The following is a 25,975-nucleotide window of genomic DNA, read 5'->3' as shown; positions in this document are numbered from 1 at the left end:
GCTGGCGGTTAGCTCTGCGGTTGCCCCCAGCGGCTGCGCAGATAGTTGACCGCCTGCCGGGTTTGCGGCTGATTGAGGTTATTTTCGCGGAACAGGATCGTGCCCTGGATCTGCGGCAGAGTTTCATTGAGGTCGAGCTGCTTTTTCAGCTCCGGCACGCCGCCATCCACCGTCCAGTCAGGCTCATTTTTGGACGGCTCACCCACTTTGTACAGCGCCACGCCGATATACAGCCGGGTATGCGTCGGCTTAACCACCTCGGCCCACCAGTTGGCCAGCACATCATAGCGCGCGGCATCGCGGGCAAACGGCCAGTAGATCTGCGGCGCGATGTAGTCGAGCAGTCCCTGCTGCACCCAGCTGCGGGTATCGGCATAGGACTCATCATAGGCGGCCGCGCCACGGGTATCGGACCCCGCCGGATCGTGCGAGCGGTTGCGCCACACCCCGGCCGGGCTCACGCCAAACTCGACGTTCGGATTGAGCTTTTTGATAGTAGTGGAAACCTGGGCTATGAGCTGCTGGGTGTTATGCCGGCGCCAGTCGCCCTTCGAGGCGTAACCCTGTCCGTAACGGCGGAAGGTTTCATTGTCGTTAAGCGGGGAAGAGGTGGTTTCGGTGTAGAAATAGTCGTCGAACTGCACGCCGTCAATCGGGTAGTTCTGCACCACTTCAGCGACGATGCTAGTGATCCAGTCCCGTGCTTCGGGAATGCCCGGGTCGAGGACAAAGCGATCGCTGGCGGTGCGGATCCAGTTACGGTGCAGGACGAACACGCTGGCCGGCACCTGCGTGAGGGTGTTATTCAGCTCGGCAACGGTCGACGGTTTGGTGTTAACTGAGACACGATAGGGGTTAAACCATGCGTGAACCTTCATACCGCGCTTGTGCGCTTCATCCAGCATAAACTGCAGCGGATCGTAGCCGGGGTATTCGCCGATTTTGCCGGTCAGCATATCGGACCACGGCAGAATGTCCGACCGCCAGAGCGCCGTGCCGTCGGGTTTCACCTGGAAAAAGACGGTGTTGATACCCAGGCGCTGCAGGTTATCGAGTTTGGCGATCAGCGCCAGCTTCTGCTGCGTGATGCGGCTTTCCGGCGTGCTGGCGATAATCGACCCGACCGGCGGCCAGTCAAGGCGCGACACGGTTGTGAGCCACACGCCGCGTACCGGCTCCCGGTGCGTCTGGCTGGCTTTGACGGCGGTAGTGTTCGGTGTCGTGACAAGGGATTTAGGGGCCTTACTGGTGCAGCTGAACAGCATGCCCACGGCAATGACGGCCGCACCGGCCAGCGCCACTTTGCTGGCTAAGGGGAATCGACGAGAATGGCTGATGATGAACTCCCGTGTAATCAGATCGTCGCGTGTAGCGGCTATTCTCTTACGATTCGTGGGTCAGAGCAATTCCTTCATCCGTCGGTTCGCCATCACCTAGTCATAATGTAAGGTATAGGTCGCGACGGCCGACACCTGACCGGCGGTGATCCGGGGACGGGTCTGGTAGTAGCGGGCCGTGAGCGGCAGGATAAACCGGCCCGCACTCGCGCTGCCCAGCGTCATCTCATGATTCAGGGAAACCGGCTGGCGATGGTAAAGCAGTTGCACACCAATACCCTGCGCCCGATCGTCCGTGGCGTCATTGCGCAGAACGCCATGCCCCCGGGCGGTGAGGGGCTCCGCGCCGTCAACACGCAGGGAAATAGTCACAGCGCTGTTGCAATCCAGTTGCAGCGCGAAAGGCGTGTCGCCGGTGGTTTTGCCGACGCCGCCGAAGTGGTCAAGCATCGCGGCGGGCAGCTTAATCAGCGCTGGCGTGGCGTCATTCACGGAACATCCCGCGGTGTTGACCCTGCCGCTTAAGTCTAACGCGGCCAGCGGGGTATGCTCTGCCATTAAAAAGTGCTCGCTGTGATACTCAAGCTCGCCCGGTGTCGCCGCGGGACCGGTTTTAATAAGCTCAATCGTCAGGCGGAAATAGCCCAGTTTCCACACCGCATCAGGCAATATGGCCGGATTGTTCACCCGTTGGCTAAACGGCGAGGGCGTCGGCCGGTCAGGGAAGCCGCCATAACCGCCGATAACGCGCAGCGATACGCGAACGCCAATGCCGGCGAGGTTGGTTTGATAAACCGTCGGTCGCGTCGCTCCCCCGGACAGCAAACTGTTCAGCTGTAGCGGCGACAGCCCATGCGGGTCGTCCGCGCAGCGGATCCACTGTTCGCCGCCGTCGCTAAGGCGATCCCAGGCGAAACTTTTGTGATACAGCGGGGTGCCCGGTCTGGCGTCAGCCGGCACGGTGAGTTGCCCTACGTTCAGCCGAAGGGTGGTGGCCTGGCCGCGGACAAACACCGGCGTACAGGCCCATCCGCTGGCGGGGGGTAACAGGGCGAGTAACAGCGTCAGGGTGGCCCGACGCAGGAGAGTTAAAAAGGACATGTTAACGTCTGCTGTAAAATGAGTGGATGGGGTGTCTGCGCCAGCGTCGGGGTGAGATCGTAGCGGGCAGTACAGTGCTGCTGAGGGCCTGGTCCCCATTGTGCATACAGGGTGCCTTTCGGCGCCAGGCCGGCGAGGTACACCTGACCCTCGCTGGCAACGATGCTGCTGGTGTCTTTGGCGCGCACTTCGCTGCCAAAGGGCAGCGGTTGTCCCTGCGACTGCAGCGTAAACAGCGCCTTATAACCAACGTGGGTGTGAAAACGCGCCAGCACCACCGCGTCCTTAGTGGGAACCCGCGTCACGGTGCTGTTGGCCAGATCCACATTCTCCGGCAGCGAGTGGCTGTCGAGGGCGACGTCGTTGCGGTGATAGGCGGTAGCGAAGGGCAGCACGGCATATCCATCGCGATTGGTGGCGATGGTTCTCTGGTTGGCGAGGGTCACACCGCCGGCGCCACCGGCGTCAATCAGAACGACAGCGCCATTCATTTCCGGCGTAAAGACCACCCCGTGGCGGTGAATCAGGATACCCCCGCTGGCGCCGTAGTTCAGGCGAGTGGCCTGCGAGTCACGGCTGTAGCCGAGATTCAGATCGCCTCTTCCACTGCTGTAGCCGGCCGTCAGGCTGCCGCTGTGCCCGTTTTGCTGATCGAGGGTTTGGCTGACGGCGTAGCTGAGCGCGTGATTATCCAGCATGGTGCCATTGAGACTGACCATCTGACTGTCGGCGCTGTGGCGGGAGGAGGTCAGGGTATAGCCGGCATAGCTCCCCGGTAGCAGGTGGTTCAGCGCTACTGAAAGTGACAATGTCACCACTTTATCGGAGTGCGGCTCGTCATTCTCCTCGTCACCGTCGCTACTGTGTGCATCGCTGTAGCTGAGCGACCACGCGATACCGTGAACCTGGCTGCTGATCCCCATATTGGCGGTACGCTGTGGGGCGCCCTCTGACCAGTAGCTGTCCTGGTCGAGGCTCAGATAGAGGGTGATATCGTACGGCAGGCTCTGGCTGGCGGTGATTTGCAGGGTCGCTTTTTTGTTGTCGTTATCCCGCGAGTCGGCGTCGGGATCCGGGCTGGAATACGCCTCGCTCAGCGTGGCATAGCGCTGATGCGAATAACGCCAGCCGGTGAAGGTGAATTGCGTGCCAAGACGATCAAAACCTTTGCTGTACTGGAGCTGCCAGGCCCGGCCATCGATCGGATCCTGCTGGTGCCGGTCGCGGGCGTTTAACAGCTGCAGCGAGAGCGCCCCGGCATCACCCAGCCCCTGTCCCGCGCCGAACGAGAGGTTATGATATTGCGCCGCGCTCTGCAGTCCGCCAAACAGCGTCAGGTTGTGGGCGAACCCGCGCATCAGCGACAACTGCATCATCAGCGGACGCTGGCTGGCATCGTCGCTATGATAGCGCCCGGCGACCAGGTTGTATTTCAGGCTGCCTTCGCGTTGCATGCTGGTGACCGATGCATACGGCTGGGTGAAGCGGCGGATTTCGCCATCCGACTCTTTGACGGCAACCTCAAGATTGCCGCTACTGGCGGTGGGATAAAGATCGTCAATCACGAACGCGCCAGGGGTGACGTAGGTTTGATACAGCACGTAGCCATTTTGCCGAACCGTGACCTGGGCGTTAGTTCTGGCTATCCCACGGATGGTCGGGGCAAAACCTTTCTGCGAGTCCGGGAGCATCGCATCACTGGAGGCGAGGGCAATTCCCTGAAACTGTACCGCGTCGAATACATCGCCCGACGTAAAGGTATCCCCGAGCGTCAGTTCACTCCGCCAGCGCGTCAGATCGCGCTCAAGCCAGGCGCCGCTGGTGGTCCAGTGGGGCTTATCGTCGCTGTTGGCGGTCAGGCTGTTGCTGGCGCGCAGGCGCCAGGCGCCGGCGTTCACGCCACTTTTCAACATCAGATAGTTATCGCGCTCAGTGTTGCCCTCGCGGGTTCGCTGGCTGGCGCCTGAATAGCGGTAATTGCTCTGAAAGGCGCTGATACCTTCATCCCACAGCGCAGAAGGAACATTATCCCTCGCCTGGCGCGTCATCAGCGCCTGGGGAAGGGTCATTGCCAGCCGCTGATGGGCAAAATCGAAATTGACCGTACTGCCCGGTAGCAGCGTGGCGAGTTCGGGACATGAGCGGGAGGTTGCGCCGGACGCCTGGGACAGCACGGCCGGATTAACACCGGCCTGCAGCAGATCTTCCGGCTTAAGGCAGGGCGTCAGCTGCCCGCGGTCATTCTGGCGAAACGTGATGATCTTACGGGCATCCAGGGTGACGCCGTTGACCTGCCAGCTGACCGGATAGTCGCCAGGCGGCTGGCTCGTTTGCTGATTGAAGCGCTGCAGATCCACCGCCGGCAAATGGTCGTTTTTTTCCAGCAGATCCATATTAAAGGTCGCCTGGGCGTGCAAGGGCGCGCTCTGTCCGCCCAGCAGGATGGAGAGGCTGACGACGGTAACGGTATGAGCCGGGCCGTGGCGCATCGCGACATCAGGCTTTTAGTGCGCCGAAACGGGAGCGCTAAACGTCTGCACAGCGCCAAAATCATCCAAAATGCGCCAGCTCACCTGGCGGGTGCAGGCCTCGCCGGGCAGGGCGTACTCTTCACGGCTGTGAGGGGCAATCACGCTGTGCTCAAGCGGTGTTTTCTGGTTCTGGCCCGCGCAGGTGAGCGTGGTGATAGTCACATAATAGGGGGAGGCATTCTCCGCCTGCAGGTGGTTGCCACTGACGTGCCAGCGCAGGTGCTGCGCCGCGTCGAGCGCCGAGCCCGGGAGTCCTGCCGGGCGATAAATGAGCTTAAGTTGATTCTTAATAGCAAATTGCAGAATGTTCTCGCCAGCCGGCGCGGTATTGGCAGGAATCACTTTGATATTCAGGGTGAACAAACTTTCCCGATCGTTTGGCAGTTGCGCCGAGGTTAATAACACGCGCAAATCGTTGCTGTCTCCGGCATCCAGACGGAACAATGGCGGGGTGACGATAAACGGTGATTTATTATTATCAGCCAGATCGTCTACCCAGCTCTGAATAAGTACCGGATCGTGAGGATTGGTGTTTTTTACCGTGATGTCGGCCTCATGACTTTGTTCATTATAAATGACACGCGTGCCGGCAATGGCAACCCCGGCAGCAGACGCCAGGAGCGGACAAAAGAGAAGGCTCAGGAAAAAAGCCATTTTATAACACTGCATAATTGAGGATCCGGTCACGAGGAATGAAAATAAGGGCAGGGGATGCTGCCCTCGGTAAAAGCGGCAATCAGCACATTCTATTCATATACAATATCAATATTGGCCGTGGCATTAATATTGCCGGCGGTGACATCCAGGGAGGAATCGCTCTTCAGATCGGCAATAAAATTAAAGGCAATATCACCGTTTTCGTCGGCTTGCGAAACCGCCGTTTTGCTCTGTTTGTCAAAGGTCAACTGAGTGCCTTCCGTTGAGCCGTCAGGGGAAGAGAAGACTTCAATGCCCACCCCTTTGGCGGTATCCGCGGCATCGGAGAGCGCCAGCACGGCGGCGCTGGTGCCGTTAGCATTGGTGTCCGGGGTACCCTCCAGGCTAATGCTGATATTCTGCGCCAGCGGGCAGCCGGTCAGGTTGATGGTAAACGGTGTTTCTGCGGTTTTCGCTTCATGTGATTTCAGCGCCGACATATCGACGTTGCCAAAATCGACATTCACATCGCCACCGTTGTTGGCGATCTGGCACGACTCGTTAATAATTTTACCGGTGAAATTCAGTGTGCCCGCCGCGCGGGCGGGGATCACAGTAGCCAGACTGAAGGCCAGCAGTGAACCCACAACCAGCAGGGTGCCTTTTTCTTTCATACTCAAACCTTATTAAATAATCACAAGTTAATTAAATCGTTTAACATTTTTAAAGCATGTTTTTTATTTCTGTTTACAAAAAACGGTAAGCATCACTAATGTATCTTGCCGTCGGGGGCGGGATTATACGGAGAACGTCGTAAAGGCCCATGGATAAGGTGTGTTAAGCTGTAACAATCTTTATTTTTTGGTGTAAGTATAATCTCATTTAATATTGTAATTGGGTTCTATATACAGAATGTATTATTTCCCGGGGACGCCTGTTTTGGCAAAGTTCTGGCAAAAAGTTGCTGTTATTCCCGGCAGTTGACCGGAGAGGGCAGAATAATCGTTTACGCTGCCGCTATTTTGCCGTAGCGTGAAGATCGCGGCAGGAAGCCGCAGGTTGGATGGCACAGAACGATTCTGTGCCGCGCAGTGTCACTCGGCATCAAGGAAGATTGCTATGTCTCCGCTCCGTCTCGCTCTAATATGTCTGTGTCTGGCACCGCTGGCGTCGTCTGCTGCGCTCTCCGGTCAGGTTCATTTTTCGGGACGTGTCATCAATCCGGCCTGTCTTATCGCGCCGCAGCGCAATCGTATCGATGTTTCGTGCCAGCACCGTTCACCGGAACAGGTCGCCTTGACAGACAACCCCCCTCGCTATGCCATGCCGGATGATCGCGGTGAGGTCAGTCTCCACTGGCGAAATGCACAGCACAGTGAAGCGGATGTCATTATTCGCTATCGCTAAGGTAAGAAAAACGCGGTGAAGGGTAAGCGGATGCAGGACGTAAAGGGTAACGCGGTGGGCGGTTTCAGCGCGCGTCAGCAGTGACTACTGGGGTGACGCGCACGTAGAGTACATTTCATGAAAACAATCCTTGCCGTCGTCCGACAGCAGAGTATCGCCTCAGTCGGGTTCCCAGGCGAGGATATCACCGGGCTGACATTCCAGCGCCTCGCAGATGCGGGACAGGGTATCAAAACGGATGCCTTTGACTTTTCCCGACTTGAGCAGCGACAGGTTCTGTTCGGTAATGCCTACAAAGGCCGCCAGCGCCCTGGACGTCATCTTTTTTTCCACCAGCAGTTTGTCCAGATTCACCACCACAGCCATCGTTAAATAAACTCCTTATTCTCTTCTTCAGCACGGATCCCGTGGAGCATGGCGTGAAATGTCACAAACAGCAAGCTTCCTGTCAGAAGCAGCACCCCGTCGCTGAGCAGAAACACCACCTGATAATAAGGCTGCGGCCACCAGGCGAGCAGCGGGATCAGAAAGCGGCACACCGGCAACAGGATCCCCATGCCCACCATGGCCAGAGCGATGTAACGAACGCTGTGCGCCAGGGAGAGGCTGAGCACGCTGCGCTGGCGGACGCTACGGGTTACCTTCATGCCCTGCCAGATAGCGAACGCGAACAGCCCGGCCGGAAGATACAGCAGGGCCAGCAGCAGCAAACGTCTCGCCATCCCCGGCGCCTGGGCCGGGTTGTCGGTTAACGGCACTTCAGCAAAGTGCAGCAGGGTGGAAAGAAAATATCGTTCGCCGGTAAAGAAAATCCACAGCGGCACGATCAGGGCGAGCATAAAAAAGAGGGGCAGTATGCCGCTAATAATAGCCAGACTCAGCCGGGTTCTGGATTGCTTCACAATTTACCTTCCTGATTGATGAGAATAATTAAAGCACCAGCCGCGCCAAGCATGACATAAGGGCCACGGCGAAGACAACGCTCATCGCCCGGACGCCGCGACGACGGCTGGCAAACCACGGACGGGCCCAGACGCGGTAGAGGCTGAGGGTGATGAACGACGCCTGGATGGTCCAGGTCAGCATCCGAAACAGGTAGCCCATTTTGCCGAGATTCTGCAGGGTCTGGAAAACCTCGGCGAGATAAATAACCCCGGTCGCCAGCAAAACATAATTGAGCAGGCGTATTTTTCGCTGCGCCAGCCAGTCGCCGGAAATAAACAGGATCACCGACAACAGCGTTAACAGCGCCCAGAGGATGTCAATTCCGTTCATTACGCGCCTCCTGTTCATCAGGGGTGGCAGCCAGTAAGAGCTTGATGGCAGGTCCGATCACCGGCCAGGCGGTATCGGAGAGGATCACTACCGCGGTCTGTCGCTGTCGGTCGAAGGCCATCATTGCCGCAAAGCCGCCACTCTGCCCGTCATGCCAGACGATCTCCCGTCCGCGGACGCGGGTAGTGAACCAGGCATAACCCACCCGGGAATCGGGATCATCGGTGGCGAACAGGGGGCGCATACCTTCACTGCCCGCCAGGTTTGCTGCCAGCAGCGCCTGGGCATATTTCGCCATATCGACAATCGTGGCGCGGACGCCGCCGGCGGGGACGAAGGCGTCCATCACCCATGGCTGCTGAGGGAAACCAGAGGCTGACCAGCCCATGGTAAACGTCGGCGAGGCTGGAGTATTGTGCCGGGCCACTTCCGCGCCCTGCATTCCGGTGGGGGCAAAGACCCGTTGCGCCATCAGTGTGGCAAAATCGCGATGGGACGCCCGCTCCAGCGCCAGTCCGAGCAGGGCAAACCCGGCGTTGGAATAATCAAACCATTTCGTCGGCTGCAGGGTGGCCTGGTTCATCATCGCGATCAGCGCGGGTCGATCGTAGCGCCAGGGATTCTGCCGCCGGGCAATATCGCTCAGAATAGCCAGCCGCTGCCCAACCGACGCGGTGAGCGGTGGCAGTCCTGAACGGTGAGAAACCAGTTGCTCCAGGGTAACATCCCGCACCGGGCTGACAATCTCCGGGACCAGCGCCGACACCGGCGTCTGCGCGGTGACTTCGCCGCGGCGAATAGCCTCCAGCAGCAGGCTGGCGGTCATGGTTTTGCTCAGGCTGGCGATCTCATACTGTGTCGTATACTCGCTCCCCCACAGACCGTAGCGCACCCCCTGAGGCGTAATCAGCGCTGCGGCGACCTGTCCGCGGGCACCATGAAGCAGGGGCGTTAATATCGAGACCAGCTGTTTATCCCCCGTCGTCCGGGAGCTGGGGGGATGAAAGCCGGGCTGCAGGGCGATCCCCGCCGCCACGATGACGGTAAAAACCAGCACGGCGGCAATGATCTGTCTGTCCCGGCGATAGCGGTTCCAGCGCATGTTTTCTCCTTAACGCGGTACGACATCCAGGTGAGGGAATACCGCTTCTCCCTGGTGTTAAAGTGAGCGCAGGTTAGCCTGGTGTTTATCGTTTTACAATAAATTTTTATCGTTTTATGATTAACTTTATGAGGAGTAAAGCAGACACTCCCGGCGCGGTGTGGAGAACGCGGGGGGCAATAGAGGCCTGGGGATAAAGTGCGCTGACGAAGGGAGGTACTCGCCAGCGAGAAATGTCGGCTATGCCGGTATACCGGGAGAAGAAAACTTAGCGGATCCGCGACTGCTCGTCGTCGCGTAGCGTCAGCACCTCAAATCCGTTGGCGGTGACGGCCACGGTGTGCTCCCATTGCGCGGAGAGTTTTTTATCGCGGGTGACGACAGTCCAGCCATCTTTTTTGGTTTTGATGCGGCTGTCGCCCTGGTTCACCATCGGCTCAATGGTGAACACCATTCCTTCGCGCAACACGGCGCCTTCCCCGGGGCGGCCGTAATGCAGCACCTGCGGTTCCTCATGCATTTCCTGGCCGACGCCGTGACCGCAATATTCTCTGACCACGCTGTAGCCATGGTCCTCGACCCAGCGCTGAATAGCGTGACCAATATCGCCCAGCGTCGCGCCAGGTTTCACCACCTCAATGCCTTTCCACATCGCTTCATAGGTGGTCTTTACCAGCCGGCGGGCCAGCGGGGAGACATCGCCTATCAGGTACATCTTGCTGGAGTCGACAATCATGCCCGCTTTCTCCAGGGTGATATCGACGTTAACAATCATCCCGGCGCGCAGATGTTCGGTCGCTTTGGGGATCCCGTGGCACACCACATCGTTAATGGAGGTGTTCAACACATAGGGAAAATCGTATTGCCCCTTGCTGGCCGGGCGGGCATGCAGTTGGTTGACGATAAAATCTTCCACTCGATCGTTAATCGCCATCGTCGTTACGCCGGGAACGATAAAGGTATCCAGCATATCAAACACCGACGCCAGCAGCTGGCCGGCATGGCGCTGACGTGCGAGTTCATCGGCGGTTTTAATGATTATTGATGGCATTGATTACCTCCAGCAGACGGTCAGAGCCGGATTTCAGCATCAGCAGTTTGATCTGCTGGTGGTTAAGCTCGGGGTAGAGCTCGCTCATCATGCCCAGACGGATCCAGTATTCCGCCTGGGCATTGACGGAGCGGGACATAGCTTTGCTGGCATCACGAATATCATCGTGCAATAGATCGGAGATTTTGACGATTCCCATAGAGACAGTCCATATATGATTCGTATATGCATCGTATACAGACCGGCACGGGATGTCATGGGCATTTTGTGTCGTGACCGGGGGGGAGGCGAGAGGCCCACGCAAAAAAGCCCGACCAGCGGGCTTATTTTCAGCATTTTTTTCGGGTTAATCATTCGCGCCATTCACCATGGCGAAAATACCCATTAGATTATCGGTATGCAGAATGAAAATAACATGACGGCGGCGAAGCGCGGCGCATCAATATATTTAATGCAGGTGTTAATTTTGCGTATGAATATTCTCCCGTCAGGCCGGGAATCCGGGGGAGTTACAGCGCGTCAGTGAGTTTATCCACCACCACTTTACCCGCATTATCGAACTGCGTAATGCGAAAGCTGTCGCTCCAGGAGCGGCGGGTGGTGAAACGGTCGAACAGGGATACCCGACCTTTACGCTGACCATCTTTACTCAAAATAACCCATTCAGTCACCGCAGAATAATGCTGGCTATTGTCATGACGGCTCTGTTGTTCAACAAGCTGGTCTTCTTTTTCCACTTTTAAATAATCACGCAACATATTTAACCTCCATAGAAAGTATTATTAACATTACTCCTTTTATTTATTCTTTCAATCAAACTTTTTAATCAATAAAAGTAACTATTAGTGGGCGACCTAAGTGCAAAAATCGTCAGATTGTCATTACCCGGCGCAGTGGATTCCACTACGCTTAACAGAGCTGTCTGGCGCGCTATCTGCGGTTGCCAGGGCCAGAAAGGCGGCAACAAAACGTCTTAACCTTGTATTCATCATGGGCGTTGTTCTGCTATATCTAGTGCGTTTTGCCACGACCGAGCCACAGAGAGCGCTGTACCATGAGTAACGATCACCTGACGGATATCGCCTATCGTCACTTTATTGAAAGTGTTAAAGATTATGCCATATACATGCTGAGCACTGACGGTACGGTCATCAGCTGGAACGAAGGTGCCCGCCGGGCAAAAGGGTACCTGAGCGACGAGATCATCGGTTGCTACTTCGGTCTCTTCTATAGCGAAGCTGAGCAACTCTCCGGTGTACCCGCGAAAAACCTGGAAATCGCCCTGCGTAGCGGGCAGTTCGAAGGGGAAGGCTGGCGTTACCGCAAAGACGGCTCCCGATTCTGGGCGCATGTCATGATCGATACCATCCGCGATGAGCAGAACACCCTGCTGGGTTTTGCCAAAATCACCCGCGATATCAGTGAACAAAAAGCGATTAATGACCGCATCGCATGGATGGCGCGCTACGATGCGCTGACTGGTTTACCTAACCGGGTGGAGTTCTTTGAGCGGGTGGAAAAGCTGATCACCGGTAATGATGCCCGCCGCTTTGCCATTTTCACCATCGATTTAGACAAGTTTAAAGAGATTAATGACCTGCAGGGCCATCTGATTGGTGACCAGCTGCTGCAGCGTGTGGCAGGCGCCGTGCTGAAAACGCTGCAGAAGGAGGAGATGGTCGCGCGCTTTGGCGGCGATGAGTTTGTGGCCGTTAAACCTTTTGCCGATGAGGGTGAAGTGGATGCCTTTGCTGCGCGCCTCTGGCACTGCTTCAGCGGTAAGCAGACGTTTGCCGCGACGGAAGTGGTTCTCTCCGCCAGCATTGGCATCTCGGTCTACCCGGAGGACGGTACGGATATTAACACGGTACTGAGCAATTCCGATCTGGCCATGTATCGGGCAAAGAGCAGTCTCGACCATAAGATTTGCTGGTACGAACGTGAAATGGATGACAAGACGCGGCAGCGCAATATGATGGCCGCCGACATCCGGCGCGGTATTCACGCAGGAGAATTTTCGCTCCACTATCAGGCTATCCGCAACATCAAAGATCGCCGGATCACCGGTTACGAGGCGCTGCTGCGCTGGCAGCATCCGCAGCTGGGGCCGATCCCGCCTGACGTGTTTATTCCCATCGCCGAAGAGAGCGGCGCCATCGTGCCCTTAGGTTACTGGGTGCTCGAGCAGGTGTGTAACGAATCGCTGGAAAAGGGTCTCAACAGAAAAGTTTCGGTCAATATCTCGCCGGTGCAGTTGCGTCACCGCAGCTTTATCGAAAAAGTCCGCGAGATCCTGATGCGTACCGCCTATCCGGTCAGCCTGCTTGAGTTTGAAGTGACGGAGACGGCGTTCATCATCAATAAGCAGCTGGCCTTTAGCGTCCTGCATCATCTGCAAAAAATGGGGATCAGCATCGCACTCGATGACTTCGGTACCGGCTACTCCTCCCTGAGCATGCTGCGCGATTTCCATTTCGACGTGATTAAACTCGACCGAAGTTTTATGCTTGATGTGGAGAGTAATCCCCAGGTCCGCTCATTCGTGCGGGCCATCATTTCGCTGGGAAATTCAATTAATACGCCGCTTATCGCCGAGGGGGTGGAAACCGCCGGGCAACTGCAGATCCTCGAAGAGGAGGGGTGTGACGAGATGCAAGGCTTTCTGTTCGGCGAGCCGGTGGATATTAAACACCTGCCTCCGTCGTCCTGATACGCCCACCGGCTGCGGGTGGGCGCTGCGTCATTACTGATGCGCCAGCGGAGCCTGCCCGGAAAGATGCAGCAGAGCCGACTGCAGCGAGACGTCAAACATCTGACCGTGCGTCATACCAGGGTAGCGCCAGAAAGCCACCGTCAGGCCTTTGTCGGCCAGCTGCTGCTGAGTGTGCCGCAACAGACTCAGGGAGGTCACGTGGCCGGTGGGTTCCCGGGCAGCTTTGCCATCACCTTCCAGCAGATACAGCGATTTCCCGATGAAGGCGGTGGCGCTTAAAGCTTCGCTGCCCTTCAGCGGAGATTCCTGCGCCTGGCCCAGCGACGGGCTGGCCGAATAATAGAGGTGAAACAGCGAGGTCTTCCGCCACGCGTCGAGCACAAACAGCCCGCCGTAGGAGTGGCCCCAGATCGCGCGCTGGTGGGGATCTATTTTCAGGTTAGCTTCCGTTTGCGGCACCATTGTTTCGGTCAGCAACTGACGAAACAGGTCATTACCTCCGGTTTTTCGCGGCGGCAGCGCGGGTTTCCCGACTTGCGGTTTGAAGGCCTTTAGCGGAGGAGTGTAATCCCAGGCCCGGGCGGCGGTATCGAAGGGCAGCGTTGTCTGGTAACCGATAGCGACGATCACCGGCGGGGAGCCGGCGGAGAGCTGCTGCAGAAGGGCGTCGTTAAGCTTATCCATCACCGCGTTACCATCCAGCATATACAGCACAGGATAGCCGGCGGCGGGCGGGGCTTTGTCCGGCACGGCAGTCCACACCCGGTAGTGGCGTTCGCCATCGGCGGAGTCATACTGACGTTGCGTAAAATGATAGTACGCTGACCCTTTATCGGCGATGTTTGGCCCCAGCGGCTGAAGATCCGGTCGGGCGGTGCTACCGCTACTGTAGAAGAGCACGCCAACCGCCAGCGTCAGCAGCCCGCGCGCCCGGATGCTCCCTGAATTCCGCTTCACCTTGTCTAACCCCCTGTATTCTTTGAGCTGTCATTTTGTTGGGCTGACACGGTAACACAGCTTGTTTGATAATGGTTCTCATTTCTTTTGTGCGCTTTGGATCTGCGTGGGATACCGGACGGGGCTGGTGGGGGGGGGGGGCGAAGCGAAAACGCAGGATACATGGCCGCCTGTCGGCGGCCATCAGGACACGGTCAGGGATCGCCGTTGATGCTACGCAACAGCCTTTTTACCAGCGGGATGAGCGCAATAAGCACCAGCGCAATAACCACGATCAGTAACAGCGTCAGCCCTTTATGATGACTGATAAGCACCCACAGCATCGCCAGCGTCATGAGATGATCCTTGCATTAACAGCGTTAACCACCGCCAAGGTGAATGAAATTTAACAGAATGGTGATGACCACCCAGGCCAGCAGCATAAAGCGTCGTTTATCGCGTCGAGCTTCCAGCGCAGCGAAATAATTAGCGCTGTACCAGGTTGATATAATAATAGCCAGCGTAATGATGACCTGCCAGACCACTTCGCTAAAGCCCGTCACGATGCTTATCGCGCGAAAGCAAAGCACAATCGCGATGCCGTTAAGCGCGTTACACATCAACCATCCCCACAGGCTTGAGGGACGGCTAAAGAAATATCCAAGTCGTAAAACCAATGTCGTATACACCTTGCCAAAATAATCGCGCTGTAAAATGCAGTTTAATGCCCGACGAGGTATTGATATAAATCAAAATTAATGGAATAGCGCAGTAATCACTGGCATGCAGCGATCGCAGCATGGCAATGGAAAGGAGAGGGGATAAGCGAATAAACACACAAAACTAACTGTTTTGATAGCGTTTTTTAATTTCTTGGTGCGGTGAAATATTCTCATTAATCAATTTAAGAAAATGACATTAATTGCCATTGTTATTATTTTATGTGGCTCTATCACCAGCTAAATTAAAACCTATTCACTATTCACCGCTGGCCGCTTGCGGGAGTGGTCTGAAACAGCCGGAGCCAAGGCTCCGGCTGGCGTCATACCTAATGAGGCAAGGCATTATGTTGCAGAATTTTCAGGAAGTCATTTTTGTCTGAAATTAATGACAGCGCGTTAGCGATCAGTTCATCGCTAAATATCGAGGCAATTTCTTTGAGCACATCAATATGCTCTTTTTCTTTCGCGATGACGCCGATGGCAATAAACATCACGTTGCTGCGATCCCAGATAACGCCATCAGGGAACTGAAAGATCTCAATGCCGGTTTTGAGAATGATATCCGTCGCGGATTTCGGCAAATGTGGCAAGGTGATGCCATTCCCCAAAAAAGTGGAAACCTGATGTTCACGCTCCAGCAGAAAGTGAACGCACTCCTGATTCACATATCCTTTGGCTTTACACTCCGCGCCAATCATAGCGATCACTTCCGCTTTATTACTGGCCTTGCAGCCGATATGCAGATTATCCAGCGTGATGTTATCGATCATAGCCAACCTCCCTGGTGAGACGCGTAGATTTTTTACCCTCATGATTCGCTGACAGCTCTTCTTCTAACTGCTCGAGCGATTTATTGGAGGTCTCCGGTAGGGCGAAGACCACGAACAGAATCGCTAAGTAGTTGATGGCTGCGAAGATGAAGAAGACCGGCCCAAGGCCCAGTTTCGCCTGCAGCAGCGGGAACAGGTAGCTGACCACCGCGTTCATGATCCACATGAAAAATACCGAGATCCCCATCGACAGCCCGCGGAATTTCAACGGGAACAGCTCAGCTAATACCACCCAGGTAATAAAGCCCATGGAACCCTGCATCACACCGACGAACAGCGCGCCCAGCAGCCAGATGGCGGTGGCTTTCAGATCGCCCACCATGGTGTAATCGACAGCGGCGATAATCAGGTGCAGCGTGGCCATAATGGCAAAGCCGTAGATAATGATCGTCTTACGTTTGAAACGGTCGACAAGGAACAGCACGCCAATCAGCATACCGCCGACGGAGAAGACACCATTCAGCACGTTACAGATCAGCGAGGTACGTTCTGAGAAGCCGGCGGCACTCAGAATTTCCGTGCCGTAGTACATAATGACGTTAACCCCAGTAGTTTGCTGCAACGCGGCCCAGGTAATACCGACCAGCAAAATTTTGAGGATCCATGGCGTTTTGAGGATAGTCGTGAAGGTGCCCTGAGCGCTGTACTTATTGCCGGCTTCAATTTTGATCAGGGTGGAGATGTCGTCATACTCCTTCTGCGCGCGTTCCGCCGGGCGGATCTGTTTGAGAATATGCAGCGCTTCCTCGTGGCGATTTTTGCTGATCAGCCAGCGCGGGCTTTCCGGCGCGCGCCACATGCCAACAAACAGGCAGACAGCGGGAATGGCCTGTACCAGCAGCATATAGCGCCAGACGTCCGGCAGATGGCCCCAGATGATGCCAATGATCGCGTTGATGGCAAACGCCGCCAACTGGCCAATGACGATGGCGACTTCATTCAGGCCGGTCAGCTTACCGCGCATCTCGGTAGGCGCCACTTCCGAAATAAAAGTGGGGGCAGTGACCGACGCGCCGCCGACGGCGTAGCCCAGCAGGGCGCGGGCAATCAGCAGGGTGGTGATATCGGGAGCTGCGGCGGAAAGCAGGGCGCCGATAAGAAAAATAAAAGAGAGGAAGAGTAAATATTTGCGCCGGCCGAAGAAGTCGGCAAACTTGCCGCCAAACACGCTGCCCAGCGCGGCGCCGATCAGCAGGACGCTCATCACCAGCCCTTCGGTAGTCGGGGTCAGCGCCATGTACTGCTTCAGTGAGGAAAAGGCGCCGTTGATAACGCCGGTGTCGTAACCGAAAAGCAGGCCGCCGAAGGTGGCCACTAAGGTGATCTGATGAAGTCGTTTTCTCTGTTGCTGGTTCAGGTTTGTTATAAATGACATGGTAGTCCCTTTATTTTATTGAACGACACAAGATAAAAATACATCTCCCCAGTCAGGATTTATTACGCCTGTGTTGTCGTATCTAACTGAACTAAATGATTTTTCTTCTTTGTGTAATTGCTCAGCACATGGCAGGGTACGCTCAGCAATGGCGGTCAAAGAGGTTTACGGCTTGGTGTTGATATGGATGTAGTCGATATCCGTTCTCCTTTTCGGGTTAGCGGTCTTCAGTGCGTCGGCAGCGCCGACGTCTGCCGGTGGACAGCGCCCTGGTGTGGCACGTTGCTGTCGTTGCGGCGATTTATCGTGATAAGAATATGGCACAAAGAAATGGAATGAGCATGCTACAAGATCACATTATGAAAATTTAATTTCAAATTGGTGTTGCAGAATGGTAAATGCATGAAGCCAATCACAAAGGATGGAGGGAGCATATCCCCATGAAAACCAGGTTAAATTTACAGGCCGGTAATAATGATGTTGTTTTCAGTAGGTTAATGTAAATCAAAGAATACAACGCAGATCACATTTTTACGCCATAATATCCTGGAATAGAATTTATATTTCATTACTGTGATCAGGGTAAAACGAGGATGGCGGCCTTCTGGCAACGGTCTGGAGGGGAAGAAAGCCCGTGGGGGAGGTTATAGGATGAATGTGTGGCCGGCGGGAACGCTGGGTAAAAATGCAGAGAAGGGGGATCCTCTGCATTTTACCCATCACGAAAAAGATCAGTGCAGTGCGGGCCAGTAGCCTTCGTTGGCGACGATCAGTTCATCGAGGATGGCTTTCGCCACCGCGGCGCTGGGCACCGTTTTCGATAGCGTAATGGCCTGCCACAGTTTCTGGTAACTACCCTCAACCCAGGCGTCAACCACCAGCTTTTCGACCGCCACCTGCTGCTCCATCAACCCTTTCTGGAACGACGGGATTTTCCCCATCGCCAGCGGCTCCGGGCCATTGACGCCCACCAGGCAGGGGACTTCCACCATCGCCGTCTCATCAAAGTTGGCGATCGCCCCGTTGTTCTCAACGATCAACAGCATCCGCTCCTGGGTGTTAAAAGAGATGGCGCAGGCGAGGTCGACGATAAAGGTGGCATGGGCCCCGGCATGAAAATGCGCGCCTTCCGCCGTGCCCCGACGGGTAATCTCCCGGGCCATATCGAAGACCTCTTTTTCACGTCCGGCCATCACCTCGTTCGCCCGCGTAAAGTCTGGATCGGCGTGCGCCACCTCATAGTCAGGATAGAGGTAGTATTTCAGATAGGTGTTAGGCAGTGTCGACGGATCGAGGGCAAACACATCCTTCACCTTTTTAAAGGTTTCGATCCAGCTTGGCGCTTTATGCTGAAAATCTTCTTTTGGACTGCTGTATCCCTGTTCCGCCACGTGACGCTTCAGCGCCGGCATCAGATCGTTACCGGCTTTATCGGTGATACGGGTCCACCAGCCGAAATGGTTCAGGCCATAGTAGCGGACGTTCAGCGCCTTGCGCGACGGCAGGCCGAGGATGTCGGCAAACAGCCCCTCGATAGCCACCGGCATATCGCAGATGTTGATGATGCGCGCGTCGGGTCGCAGGCGACGGGTGGCTTCCGCGACGATGGCCGCCGGATTGGAATAGTTGAGCATCCAGGCGTTCGGAGCGTATTGCTGCATATAATCGACCAGCTCCAGCACCCCGGCAATGGAGCGCATGCCGTAGGCAATCCCACCCGGACCGCAGGTCTCCTGTCCCGGCACGCCATATTTTAACGGGATCTTTTCATCCTTTTCCCGCATTTCATACAGACCGACGCGAATATGCGCCATCACAAAATCGACGTCAGTGAAGGCCGCCTGCGGATCGGTGGTATAGCTGAACTTCACCTGCGGGAAGCGTTCTGCCACCAGAATAGCGCAGGCGTCGCCGATCGTTTTCTGACGCTGGTGATGGTTGTCGTACAGACGGATCTCCCGCAGGGGAAAGCGCGACATATTTTCCAGCAACATCATCACAATCCCAGGGGTATAAGTACTGCCGCCGCCGGCAATCGTGACCACAAAGTTATCTTTCATTTACCACCTCGTTATTCAGTAACACCCAGACTGGCGTTGACCGCCGTTCGAATTTTGTTAACCCCCAGGCCATAGATCACCTGGACATGGTTGCCTTTAATCAGCACGCTGCTCCCGCCGCTCTCTTTCAACAGCGACTGCTGGATGAGGGCGGGGTCGCGCACATCGACCCGCAGACGGGTAAAACAGTTTTCCACTACGCAGACATTCTCTTTTCCGCCCAGTCCCGCAATCACCAGCGTACCTTTATCGGCAATCTCGCTTGCCTGGCCCGTCTGCTCGGAAGGCTCCGCATCGGCAGCCGCTTCACGGCCAGGGGTGAGCATCCGCAGACGGGTAATACAGAAGGTGCCGACCAGGTACATGGTGGCGGTCTCCAGCAGGCCGAGGGCGACAAATACCGGCCAGCGCGTCACGCTGGCGCCGGCAGGGAGGTTATAGACGACAAAATCGATAAGACCGTTGGTGGCGCAGACCCGCACGTGAAGCAGCCAGGCCAGCATCTGGAACAAACCGTCCAGCAGGGAGTAGATAAGCCACAGCAGCGGGGCGGTGAAGATAAAGAGAAACTCAAAAGGTTCGGTGATCCCCACCAGAACGGAGGTCACAATTAAGGGGATCAGCGTGACTTTAAGCCGCTGCTTATTCTCCGGTTTCGCCGTACGGTAGAAGGCGAGCGCCATGCCGGCGGTGCCGAAGATCTTCACCATCCCGTAGGTTAAAAACCGGGCGGAATCACTCAGCGCCCCGATGGGATGACGGGCGATTTCGGCAAGGAAAATGGGCTTGGCGCCAATAACCGTTTGACCATCAATCAGCAGCTGTCCGCCGATCGAGGTAAAGACAAACGGCGACCAGATAAGATGATGCAACCCGGTCGGGATCAGGAACCGGTTGAGAAAACCGTACAGGAAGACCCCGATGGCGCCAAAGGATTTCATAAAGCCGGTCAGCGCCGAAATGCCCAGCTCAACCACCGGCCAGAGATAGACGGTGGCGATGGCGAACAGGCCAACCAGCGGCAGCATCACGATCAGCACCAGCTTACTGTTGCCGTAGATCGACAGCGCGCCGCGAAACTCAATGCCGACCACGCGGTTGTGGACAAAGGCGACGGCGCAGCCAAGGATAATCCCAAGGAACACGCCCATATCAATGACCTGAAAACCAAAGATAAAGGTTTGTCCACTGCCGTACAGTTGCGCGTTGGTGGCACCGGACGCCAGGCGATGGGTCAGGGTCAGCCAGCTATTGTTCGCCGCCAGATACACCAGCCAGGTCATCGCCGCCACGAAGGCCGCTTCGGCTTTGCGGGTTTTCGCCAGGCCGCTGGCCAGCCCAAGGCAGAACAGAAACCCGAGATGGTTCATCAGCGCCCAGAGCATGCTGGAGACGAATTTCCCCAACAGGTAGAGCGCGCTGCTTTCATCCACCCACAGCCGGTTGGTGGTCATGCTGAACAGGGCGATCAACAGGCCGATAGCCGGCAGATATAGCACCGGCCCGATCATTGCTTTGGAAAAGTCCTGAAGCTTTTTCACGCCAATCATGGTTGTCCTCTCGTCTTCGCAGACCTGATGAATAGGCTTATCAGACTAGGAGCAGACCACCAGGATCCCGAGCAGGAAAAGGGCCATCTGTGATGAAAGTCATATATATTGTTGCTGGACAGATATATAAATATGGCGAGATTTATAGATGAGTTAGTGTTGAAATTTTCGCTGAAATTTAAAAATAATCTTTTATTTACATTAAGTTATTCGCTTATTTGTTTGACGAGCGCCACCTTAGCGAGACATCTAAAAGTGATTTATAAAAAGATTGCCATTGAACTGAGGACCCGCATCAACAGCGACGACTATGCCGTCGGCGATATGCTGCCCAGCGAAAAAGCGCTCGCTGCGGAGCTGCAGGTCTCGGTGATGACGCTGCGCAAAGCGCTGGCGCTACTGGAGGAGGAAAAGCTGATCGCGCGGCGGCACGGCAGCGGAACCTGCATCGTGCGTAAAAGTAACTATCACGGGGGAGAACTGGAGGGCTTTAACTACCAGATGCAGGTGGTAGGCGTCACCAACTACCGTAACAAAGTCATTGAATTCACGCTGCTTGATGCTCCTCCGGCCATCGCCCAGCAGTTAAAGATCCAGCCGGGGGAAAAAGTTTACTACGTCAGGCGGCTGCGGCTGATTGATGAGGTCCCGATCCTCGTGGAAAACAGCTATATTCCATTCGCCACCTTTCCCTGGCTCAGCGTGGGTAACCTCGAGCAGTCTAAATTCAACTATTTCAAAAAAGAGTGTCATATCACCATCATCGAGAGCCACCGCAGCTATACGCCGGTGCTGGCGACCCGCGAGCAGGCCGAGCTGCTGCAGGTGGCGCCAAACAGCCTCCTGCTGCGGGTGCAGTCGGTGAGTTATGCGCAAAACCGGGCGATCGTCGATTTCTCAGAGATCTACCAGAACACCAGTAAGTACAACGTGAAGCACATTACCCGCCGCTAGCGGATTCAGGTCAGCCATCCCCTGGCGATCAGCTCCATTCCCAGCGCCAGCAGGAACAGCAGAAAGCCCTGACGAAAGCGTCGCGGGCTGAGACGCGAGCGGATCCACTGTCCCAGCCACATGCCGAGTAGCGCGGGCAACAGCGCCAGCCCCGACAGCAGCAGCGAATCAGCATGCCAGCCATCGTGCAGGGAGAGGCCGGCCGCCATCGCCAGGGTGGAGAGGGTAAACGACAACCCCAGAGCCTGCACCAGTTCGTCTCGACGAAAGCCCAGCGTCTGCAGCCAGGGAACGGCCGGAATAACAAATACCCCGGTCGCCCCGGTGATAACGCCGGTCAGACCGCCCATGAGCGGCGACAGCCACTTCTCCACGCGGGCGGAAACCTGCAACGCCGGGCCACAGAGCGCATACCCGGCATAGGCTATCAACACGGTGCCAAGCGCCAGCGCTGAGCACCGAGGATTGAGGCTGATCAGCAGTGACGACCCCGCCAGCGTTCCCATAATAATCCCGGTCATCATAAGCCAGAGGCGGCGCACAATCTGCGCCAGCGCGGGGCCAGCCAGCAACTGCCAGAGATTGGTTAACAGCGAGGGAAGTACCAGCAGCGCCGCTGCGGCCTGCGGCGGCATCAGCAGACCAAGCAGGCCCATCGCCACGGTGGGTAATCCCATGCCGGTCACCCCTTTGACCAGTCCGGCGGCGATAAAGATCAGCAGTAAATAAAAGATGTGGAGATCGAACATCATGGCTCACTTTTCAGGATAGAAAGGGACATTGAAACCACTGGTCGCTAAAGCCACAATGCGGTATGTTGCCCTAAGACTACGGGAAAACCGAAGGGTGGGGAGGGTGTGATGCGGATGGATCTGGCCGATCTGCGACTGTTTATCGCCATCGTGGATAGCGGCAGTATTACCGGTGGGGCCGCCATGGTCCATCTCGCCCTGGCCTCCGCCAGCGAAAGAGTGCGCAAGCTGGAGGCAGAGGTCGGTGTTCCCCTGTTGCAGCGTCATGCTCGCGGCGTGACGCTGACTGAGGCCGGGGAGGTACTGGCGCGCCATGCACGCCCGCTTCTTGCGCAGCAGCAGCGTCTGCGCCAGGCGATGAGCGCCTTCGCCCGCGGTCAGCAGGGGACGCTGCGGCTGTTCGCCAACACCTCGGCGATGTCGGCTTTTCTGCCGGGCAAGCTCGCCGCCTGGATGGCAGCGCATCCGGCGGTGCAAATCGACACCGAAGAGCGCACCAGCGCGGATATCGTCAGCAGCATTCTGGCGGGTGTGGCGCAGGCTGGAGTGGTGTCCGATGCGGTCGACCCCGGGCCGCTGCATCTGGATCCTGTCGCCGATGATCCCCTGGTGCTGATTGTGCCGCCGACTCACCCTCTGGCCGGCGCGAATGAAGTGGCGTTTGCGGCGGTCATCAACGAGCCGCTGGTCGCCCTCTACCAGACCAGCGCACTGCAGCAGCATATTGAACAACATGCCGCCGGGCTCGGCCAGGGGCTAAACGTCCGGGTCCGGATGAGCCATTTTGAAGGGCTTTGCGAGATGGTGGCTCACGGCGCCGGCGGGGCGATCCTGCCCCGCGTCATTGCCGAACGCTACCAGCAGCGCTACCGGTTTGCCGTCATCGCGCTGCAGGATCGCTGGGCACAGCGCCGCCTGTGTCTGTGTTATCAGGATGATGCCCGGCTGACGCCAGCGATGCGCCGTTTGCTGGCGTGGCTCCGACAGCCGTGAGACCATGAGTGACAGCGTCACTTTTTATGGCGGTTATTGCTACTGACATCCGTGTCAGAGATGCGATAGTAGACGTCCGACATTTATTAACACGCGAATCAGGACAGACAAGATGAGTACATTACCAAAGGTCGCGGTGCTGGGACTCGGCGCCATGGGACATGCTTTTGCCAGCAATCTGCTGAAGAAGGGCTTTACCGTCGCGGGCTGGAACCGTTCGCCAGCACGCGGCGAAGATTTACAGGCGCAGGGATTATCCCTGCATACCACGCCGCAGCAAGCGGTCGCTGATGCCGAGGTGATCATCAGTATGCTCGCCGACGGTCAGGCTACCCTCGAGGTACTGGCGCAAATAGCGCCTGCCTGTCAGCCGCAGGCGATCTATTGCCAGATGGGCACCATCGGCCTGCCGGAGACGCAGGAGGCTATCGCCTTGCTGCGGGCGCTTCAGCCGGCGATGACCTTCGTCGATGCCCCGGTTTCAGGGACCAAAGCCCCGGCGGAGAAGGCGCAGATCCTGGTGCTCGCCAGCGGAGATCGTGAAAAGTGTGCCGCTGCCGAACAGGTGTTTGCGGCTATCTCCCGCGGGACGCAGTGGTTTGGCGAGGCCGGCAACAGCCAGAAAATGAAGCTGGTCCTCAATGCCTGGCTGATTTCGATGATGCAGGGCATCGCGGAAAGCGCCCGGCTGGCGAAGACGCTGGGCTTTACCCCCGACCAGCTCTGGAGCGCTCTGGAAGGCGGCCCGCTGGCCGCACCGTATGTCAAAGTCAAACTGGACGCCATCGCCAGCGAGCAATTCGCGCCGCAGATGCAACTGGCGCATGCGCTGAAAGATGCCCGGCTGGCGCTATCCCTGGCCGAGCCGCACACCATGCCGGGGCTGGATAACATTGCCGAACTGTGGCAGCAGGCGGCGGACGCGGGATATGCCGGAGAGGATTTGTCAGCGGTATATCAGTGGCTGTCGACGTCGGCGAAAGCGTAGTACCGCATCCTCAGGAAAAAGTGGCCGTGGTGGCCACTTATCCAGAGAAGAGTTATTTCCCGGAGAGAGCCGGGCGAGTGTCGATCCCTTCGTCAATGCGCTTGATCATATAGGGAAAGAACGGATTGGAAGACTGACGCATCAGCGAGTCCAGACCCACAACCAGCACCGAACGCTCGCCGCGAGCAGCAAACGTGCCGAGGCTGATCCCATATTGATTCAGCGGATGGGGATAGCGCCCGTACAGCGAATCGCTTAACGGGAAGGGGAGCGCGACATGAGAAAGGGAGTATACGTCCGGCAGGTAGCGCATTCCCTGCAGCTTTTCCACTGTGGTGTCTGTTTTCCCGGCAGGTGTTGTGCGGATTTCCATATCGGTACTGGCTGAATTCGAGTTAGTGATGATCGTGGTCTGATAAGCGCGTGGCGGCGCGGGCAGCAACCGCGCCAGCGCGGTGTAAGACGTCCGGCGTAATAATGAATTAAACCTGACGGCATGATTCAAATCGAAGAGGACAATTTCACTGCCATTTTCCGGCAAACGGTTATACAGCGCCGTCACGATCGCCCGCGTACTGACCGTTGAATCCACAACGGACTGAAAGGTCAATACCGGCGGTAAGCTGTTAAGTCTGTGATTTCTCGAGTCAGTCACTATCTGCTTTTGCAGCGCTTTGGTCAGCAGGAAGGACTGCCGGGCGGCGTTCGTCGGGAACGAGTTATATTTGAACGGATTAAACTCGGGCATGATGTTTAACCATGCGGCTTTCGAGAAGGCGGGAAGAAACGCGGGCCAGCCAGCGAGGCCGGAAAAACGCGCGAAGCTGGTAATACCGATCATCGGAGAAATCAGGATCACCCGCTGGGGTTTTGCCAGTTCGGCATTATCCAGCGCGTCCAGCGAATATTTCATTGCCAGCGCGCCGCCGTTGGAAAATCCGACGATATGCAGGGGCACATCATTACCCGTCAGTCGTTTCGCTTCTCTCACCGCAAGGCGCGTGGCGGCAAGCCAGTCCTGCCAGTCCACATCGGTCAGCCCGGCGGGAACCGTCCCATGGCCCGGTAATCTGATACCGATGGCGACATAACCCTGTTGCCGGTAATTTTCTGCAATATGCCGCAGGCTGTAGGGGGTATCTGTCAGACCATGTAGCAACACCACGGCGCCTTTCGGTTTGCCATCCGGCATCATGATATATGACCGATTCCAGTTGGTTGGAAACGAGTCCGGATAGATGGGGCTGTGACTATAGTAACGATTCAGTTCGGTTTGCTGCTCAGCGTCCAGCTTATCGGTAACCTGGCGTTTTACCTCACTGAAGAGCGCATTCTCTTTGTTGATGTAATCGTTCCAGTCAGCATTGTCGATTTCATCCGCGTCCATCTCATGCGGAACCCAGGTATGCCAGAGCTGCAGCTCGGGTCCGCGCTGAATGTCATAAAGGCGTAGTCCCAGAGCGCCAACGATCAACAGCAGCAGGGACAACACGATACGTTTTAACCAGGTTACCCATTTCAACGCGTAGCTTCCTTTCTTAATGACATGTTTTCTGAGTATAAATAAACATGGTCAGGGAGATTTACTTTTTTACGCAGGACGGGGCGTGAAGCGCGCTGAGCGGTTCTATGGCATTGGGTTTAGCGATGCAAGACCAGTGG

26 protein-coding genes are annotated in these 25,975 nt (G+C 56.4%); 5 read left to right on the top strand and 21 right to left on the bottom strand.

Features of this window, described 5'->3' with window-relative positions; genetic code table 11:
- Positions 1 to 8 precede the first annotated feature (8 nt).
- From N438_RS03330 to N438_RS03310, 5 genes are all read right to left on the bottom strand, one after another.
- Complete coding sequence (locus N438_RS03330) at positions 9 to 1,301, bottom strand: glycoside hydrolase family 10 protein (protein ID WP_012541751.1); 1,293 nt, start codon at positions 1,299 to 1,301, stop codon at positions 9 to 11.
- 132 nt (positions 1,302 to 1,433) lie between these two features.
- Complete coding sequence (locus N438_RS03325) at positions 1,434 to 2,438, bottom strand: fimbrial protein (RefSeq protein ID WP_032730346.1); 1,005 nt, start codon at positions 2,436 to 2,438, stop codon at positions 1,434 to 1,436.
- Positions 2,426 to 4,927 (bottom strand): fimbria/pilus outer membrane usher protein, encoded by a 2,502-nt coding sequence (locus tag N438_RS03320; RefSeq protein WP_022066169.1) that lies wholly within the window; start codon positions 4,925 to 4,927, stop codon positions 2,426 to 2,428. Before N438_RS03320 ends, N438_RS03325 begins: the two co-directional genes overlap by 13 nt.
- Before the next feature lie 15 nt (positions 4,928 to 4,942).
- Positions 4,943 to 5,638, bottom strand: a complete 696-nt coding sequence (locus N438_RS03315) for a molecular chaperone (RefSeq protein ID WP_008804915.1) — start codon at positions 5,636 to 5,638, stop codon at positions 4,943 to 4,945.
- Between the two features lie 77 nt (positions 5,639 to 5,715).
- A complete protein-coding gene (locus N438_RS03310) occupies positions 5,716 to 6,279 on the bottom strand; it encodes a fimbrial protein (RefSeq protein ID WP_008804914.1) in 564 nt (187 codons plus the stop codon).
- A 445-nt stretch (positions 6,280 to 6,724) separates the two neighbouring features.
- On the opposite strand from N438_RS03310, the gene N438_RS03305 reads away from it, so the two are divergent.
- Positions 6,725 to 7,012 carry a type 1 fimbrial protein gene (locus N438_RS03305; protein WP_008804913.1) on the top strand — a complete coding sequence of 96 codons (288 nt, stop codon included), beginning with the start codon at positions 6,725 to 6,727 and terminating at the stop codon, positions 7,010 to 7,012.
- Between the two features lie 159 nt (positions 7,013 to 7,171).
- On the opposite strand, the gene N438_RS03300 is transcribed toward N438_RS03305, so the two are convergent.
- The 7 genes from N438_RS03300 to N438_RS03270 form a co-directional block, all read right to left on the bottom strand.
- Positions 7,172 to 7,378, bottom strand: coding sequence for a helix-turn-helix transcriptional regulator (locus N438_RS03300; protein ID WP_004205917.1), 207 nt, complete (start codon positions 7,376 to 7,378; stop codon positions 7,172 to 7,174).
- A gap of 2 nt (positions 7,379 to 7,380) precedes the next feature.
- Positions 7,381 to 7,914, bottom strand: a complete 534-nt coding sequence (locus N438_RS03295) for a hypothetical protein (RefSeq protein ID WP_004205916.1) — start codon at positions 7,912 to 7,914, stop codon at positions 7,381 to 7,383.
- Positions 7,915 to 7,942: 28 nt separating this feature from the next.
- On the bottom strand, positions 7,943 to 8,287 hold the full coding sequence (locus N438_RS03290; RefSeq protein WP_116696078.1) for a hypothetical protein: 345 nt from the start codon (positions 8,285 to 8,287) through the stop codon (positions 7,943 to 7,945).
- On the bottom strand, positions 8,274 to 9,389 hold the full coding sequence (locus N438_RS03285) for a serine hydrolase domain-containing protein (protein WP_047666563.1): 1,116 nt from the start codon (positions 9,387 to 9,389) through the stop codon (positions 8,274 to 8,276). The genes N438_RS03290 and N438_RS03285 overlap by 14 nt, the downstream gene beginning before the upstream one ends.
- A 268-nt stretch (positions 9,390 to 9,657) precedes the next feature.
- Positions 9,658 to 10,440, bottom strand: coding sequence for a type I methionyl aminopeptidase (gene map / locus N438_RS03280; RefSeq protein WP_116696077.1), 783 nt, complete (start codon positions 10,438 to 10,440; stop codon positions 9,658 to 9,660).
- The gene (locus N438_RS03275) at positions 10,421 to 10,639 is read right to left on the bottom strand and encodes a ParD-like family protein (protein WP_002904808.1); all 219 of its coding nucleotides are present in this window, start codon (positions 10,637 to 10,639) and stop codon (positions 10,421 to 10,423) included. Before N438_RS03275 ends, map begins: the two co-directional genes overlap by 20 nt.
- A gap of 310 nt (positions 10,640 to 10,949) precedes the next feature.
- Complete coding sequence (locus N438_RS03270; protein WP_008804908.1) at positions 10,950 to 11,198, bottom strand: hypothetical protein; 249 nt, start codon at positions 11,196 to 11,198, stop codon at positions 10,950 to 10,952.
- Positions 11,199 to 11,494: 296 nt separating this feature from the next.
- On the opposite strand from N438_RS03270, the gene N438_RS03265 reads away from it, so the two are divergent.
- Positions 11,495 to 13,150 carry an EAL domain-containing protein gene (locus N438_RS03265; RefSeq protein WP_008804907.1) on the top strand — a complete coding sequence of 552 codons (1,656 nt, stop codon included), beginning with the start codon at positions 11,495 to 11,497 and terminating at the stop codon, positions 13,148 to 13,150.
- 33 nt (positions 13,151 to 13,183) lie between these two features.
- Here the strand turns inward: N438_RS03265 and N438_RS03260 are convergent, their stop codons facing one another.
- The 7 genes from N438_RS03260 to N438_RS03230 form a co-directional block, all read right to left on the bottom strand.
- A complete protein-coding gene (locus N438_RS03260; protein ID WP_116696076.1) occupies positions 13,184 to 14,110 on the bottom strand; it encodes an alpha/beta hydrolase-fold protein in 927 nt (308 codons plus the stop codon).
- Positions 14,111 to 14,304: 194 nt separating this feature from the next.
- Positions 14,305 to 14,445, bottom strand: a complete 141-nt coding sequence (locus N438_RS27755) for a hypothetical protein (protein WP_012541739.1) — start codon at positions 14,443 to 14,445, stop codon at positions 14,305 to 14,307.
- 24 nt (positions 14,446 to 14,469) lie between these two features.
- Positions 14,470 to 14,709 (bottom strand): hypothetical protein, encoded by a 240-nt coding sequence (locus N438_RS03255; protein WP_012541738.1) that lies wholly within the window; start codon positions 14,707 to 14,709, stop codon positions 14,470 to 14,472.
- 428 nt (positions 14,710 to 15,137) lie between these two features.
- Complete coding sequence (locus N438_RS03245; RefSeq protein WP_008804904.1) at positions 15,138 to 15,581, bottom strand: PTS sugar transporter subunit IIA; 444 nt, start codon at positions 15,579 to 15,581, stop codon at positions 15,138 to 15,140.
- On the bottom strand, positions 15,571 to 17,016 hold the full coding sequence (locus tag N438_RS03240) for a sugar porter family MFS transporter (RefSeq protein ID WP_012968234.1): 1,446 nt from the start codon (positions 17,014 to 17,016) through the stop codon (positions 15,571 to 15,573). Before N438_RS03240 ends, N438_RS03245 begins: the two co-directional genes overlap by 11 nt.
- Positions 17,017 to 17,747: 731 nt before the next feature.
- On the bottom strand, positions 17,748 to 19,076 hold the full coding sequence (locus tag N438_RS03235; RefSeq protein ID WP_116696075.1) for a 6-phospho-alpha-glucosidase: 1,329 nt from the start codon (positions 19,074 to 19,076) through the stop codon (positions 17,748 to 17,750).
- A gap of 11 nt (positions 19,077 to 19,087) precedes the next feature.
- Entirely contained in the window at positions 19,088 to 20,626 is a 1,539-nt protein-coding gene (locus tag N438_RS03230) for a PTS transporter subunit EIIC (RefSeq protein ID WP_016161017.1), read from the bottom strand.
- Positions 20,627 to 20,881: 255 nt separating this feature from the next.
- On the opposite strand from N438_RS03230, the gene N438_RS03225 reads away from it, so the two are divergent.
- Complete coding sequence (locus N438_RS03225; protein ID WP_032738855.1) at positions 20,882 to 21,580, top strand: GntR family transcriptional regulator; 699 nt, start codon at positions 20,882 to 20,884, stop codon at positions 21,578 to 21,580.
- Positions 21,581 to 21,585: 5 nt separating this feature from the next.
- On the opposite strand, the gene N438_RS03220 is transcribed toward N438_RS03225, so the two are convergent.
- Positions 21,586 to 22,329 carry a sulfite exporter TauE/SafE family protein gene (locus N438_RS03220; RefSeq protein ID WP_012541734.1) on the bottom strand — a complete coding sequence of 248 codons (744 nt, stop codon included), beginning with the start codon at positions 22,327 to 22,329 and terminating at the stop codon, positions 21,586 to 21,588.
- 111 nt (positions 22,330 to 22,440) lie between these two features.
- Between N438_RS03220 and N438_RS03215 the strand changes: the two genes are divergently transcribed.
- A complete protein-coding gene (locus N438_RS03215; protein ID WP_116696074.1) occupies positions 22,441 to 23,325 on the top strand; it encodes a LysR family transcriptional regulator in 885 nt (294 codons plus the stop codon).
- A gap of 112 nt (positions 23,326 to 23,437) precedes the next feature.
- A complete protein-coding gene (locus tag N438_RS03210) occupies positions 23,438 to 24,313 on the top strand; it encodes an NAD(P)-dependent oxidoreductase (protein WP_016161020.1) in 876 nt (291 codons plus the stop codon).
- Positions 24,314 to 24,365: 52 nt separating this feature from the next.
- On the opposite strand, the gene N438_RS03205 is transcribed toward N438_RS03210, so the two are convergent.
- Entirely contained in the window at positions 24,366 to 25,835 is a 1,470-nt protein-coding gene (locus N438_RS03205) for an alpha/beta hydrolase (RefSeq protein ID WP_047666566.1), read from the bottom strand.
- Between the last annotated feature and the right edge of the window lie 140 nt (positions 25,836 to 25,975).

This window comes from Klebsiella sp. GL120222-02 (genome assembly GCF_003097195.1).
GTDB classification, from domain to species: Bacteria; Pseudomonadota; Gammaproteobacteria; order Enterobacterales; family Enterobacteriaceae; genus Klebsiella; species Klebsiella variicola.
This window is presented reverse-complemented; position numbering and strand designations above follow the sequence as displayed.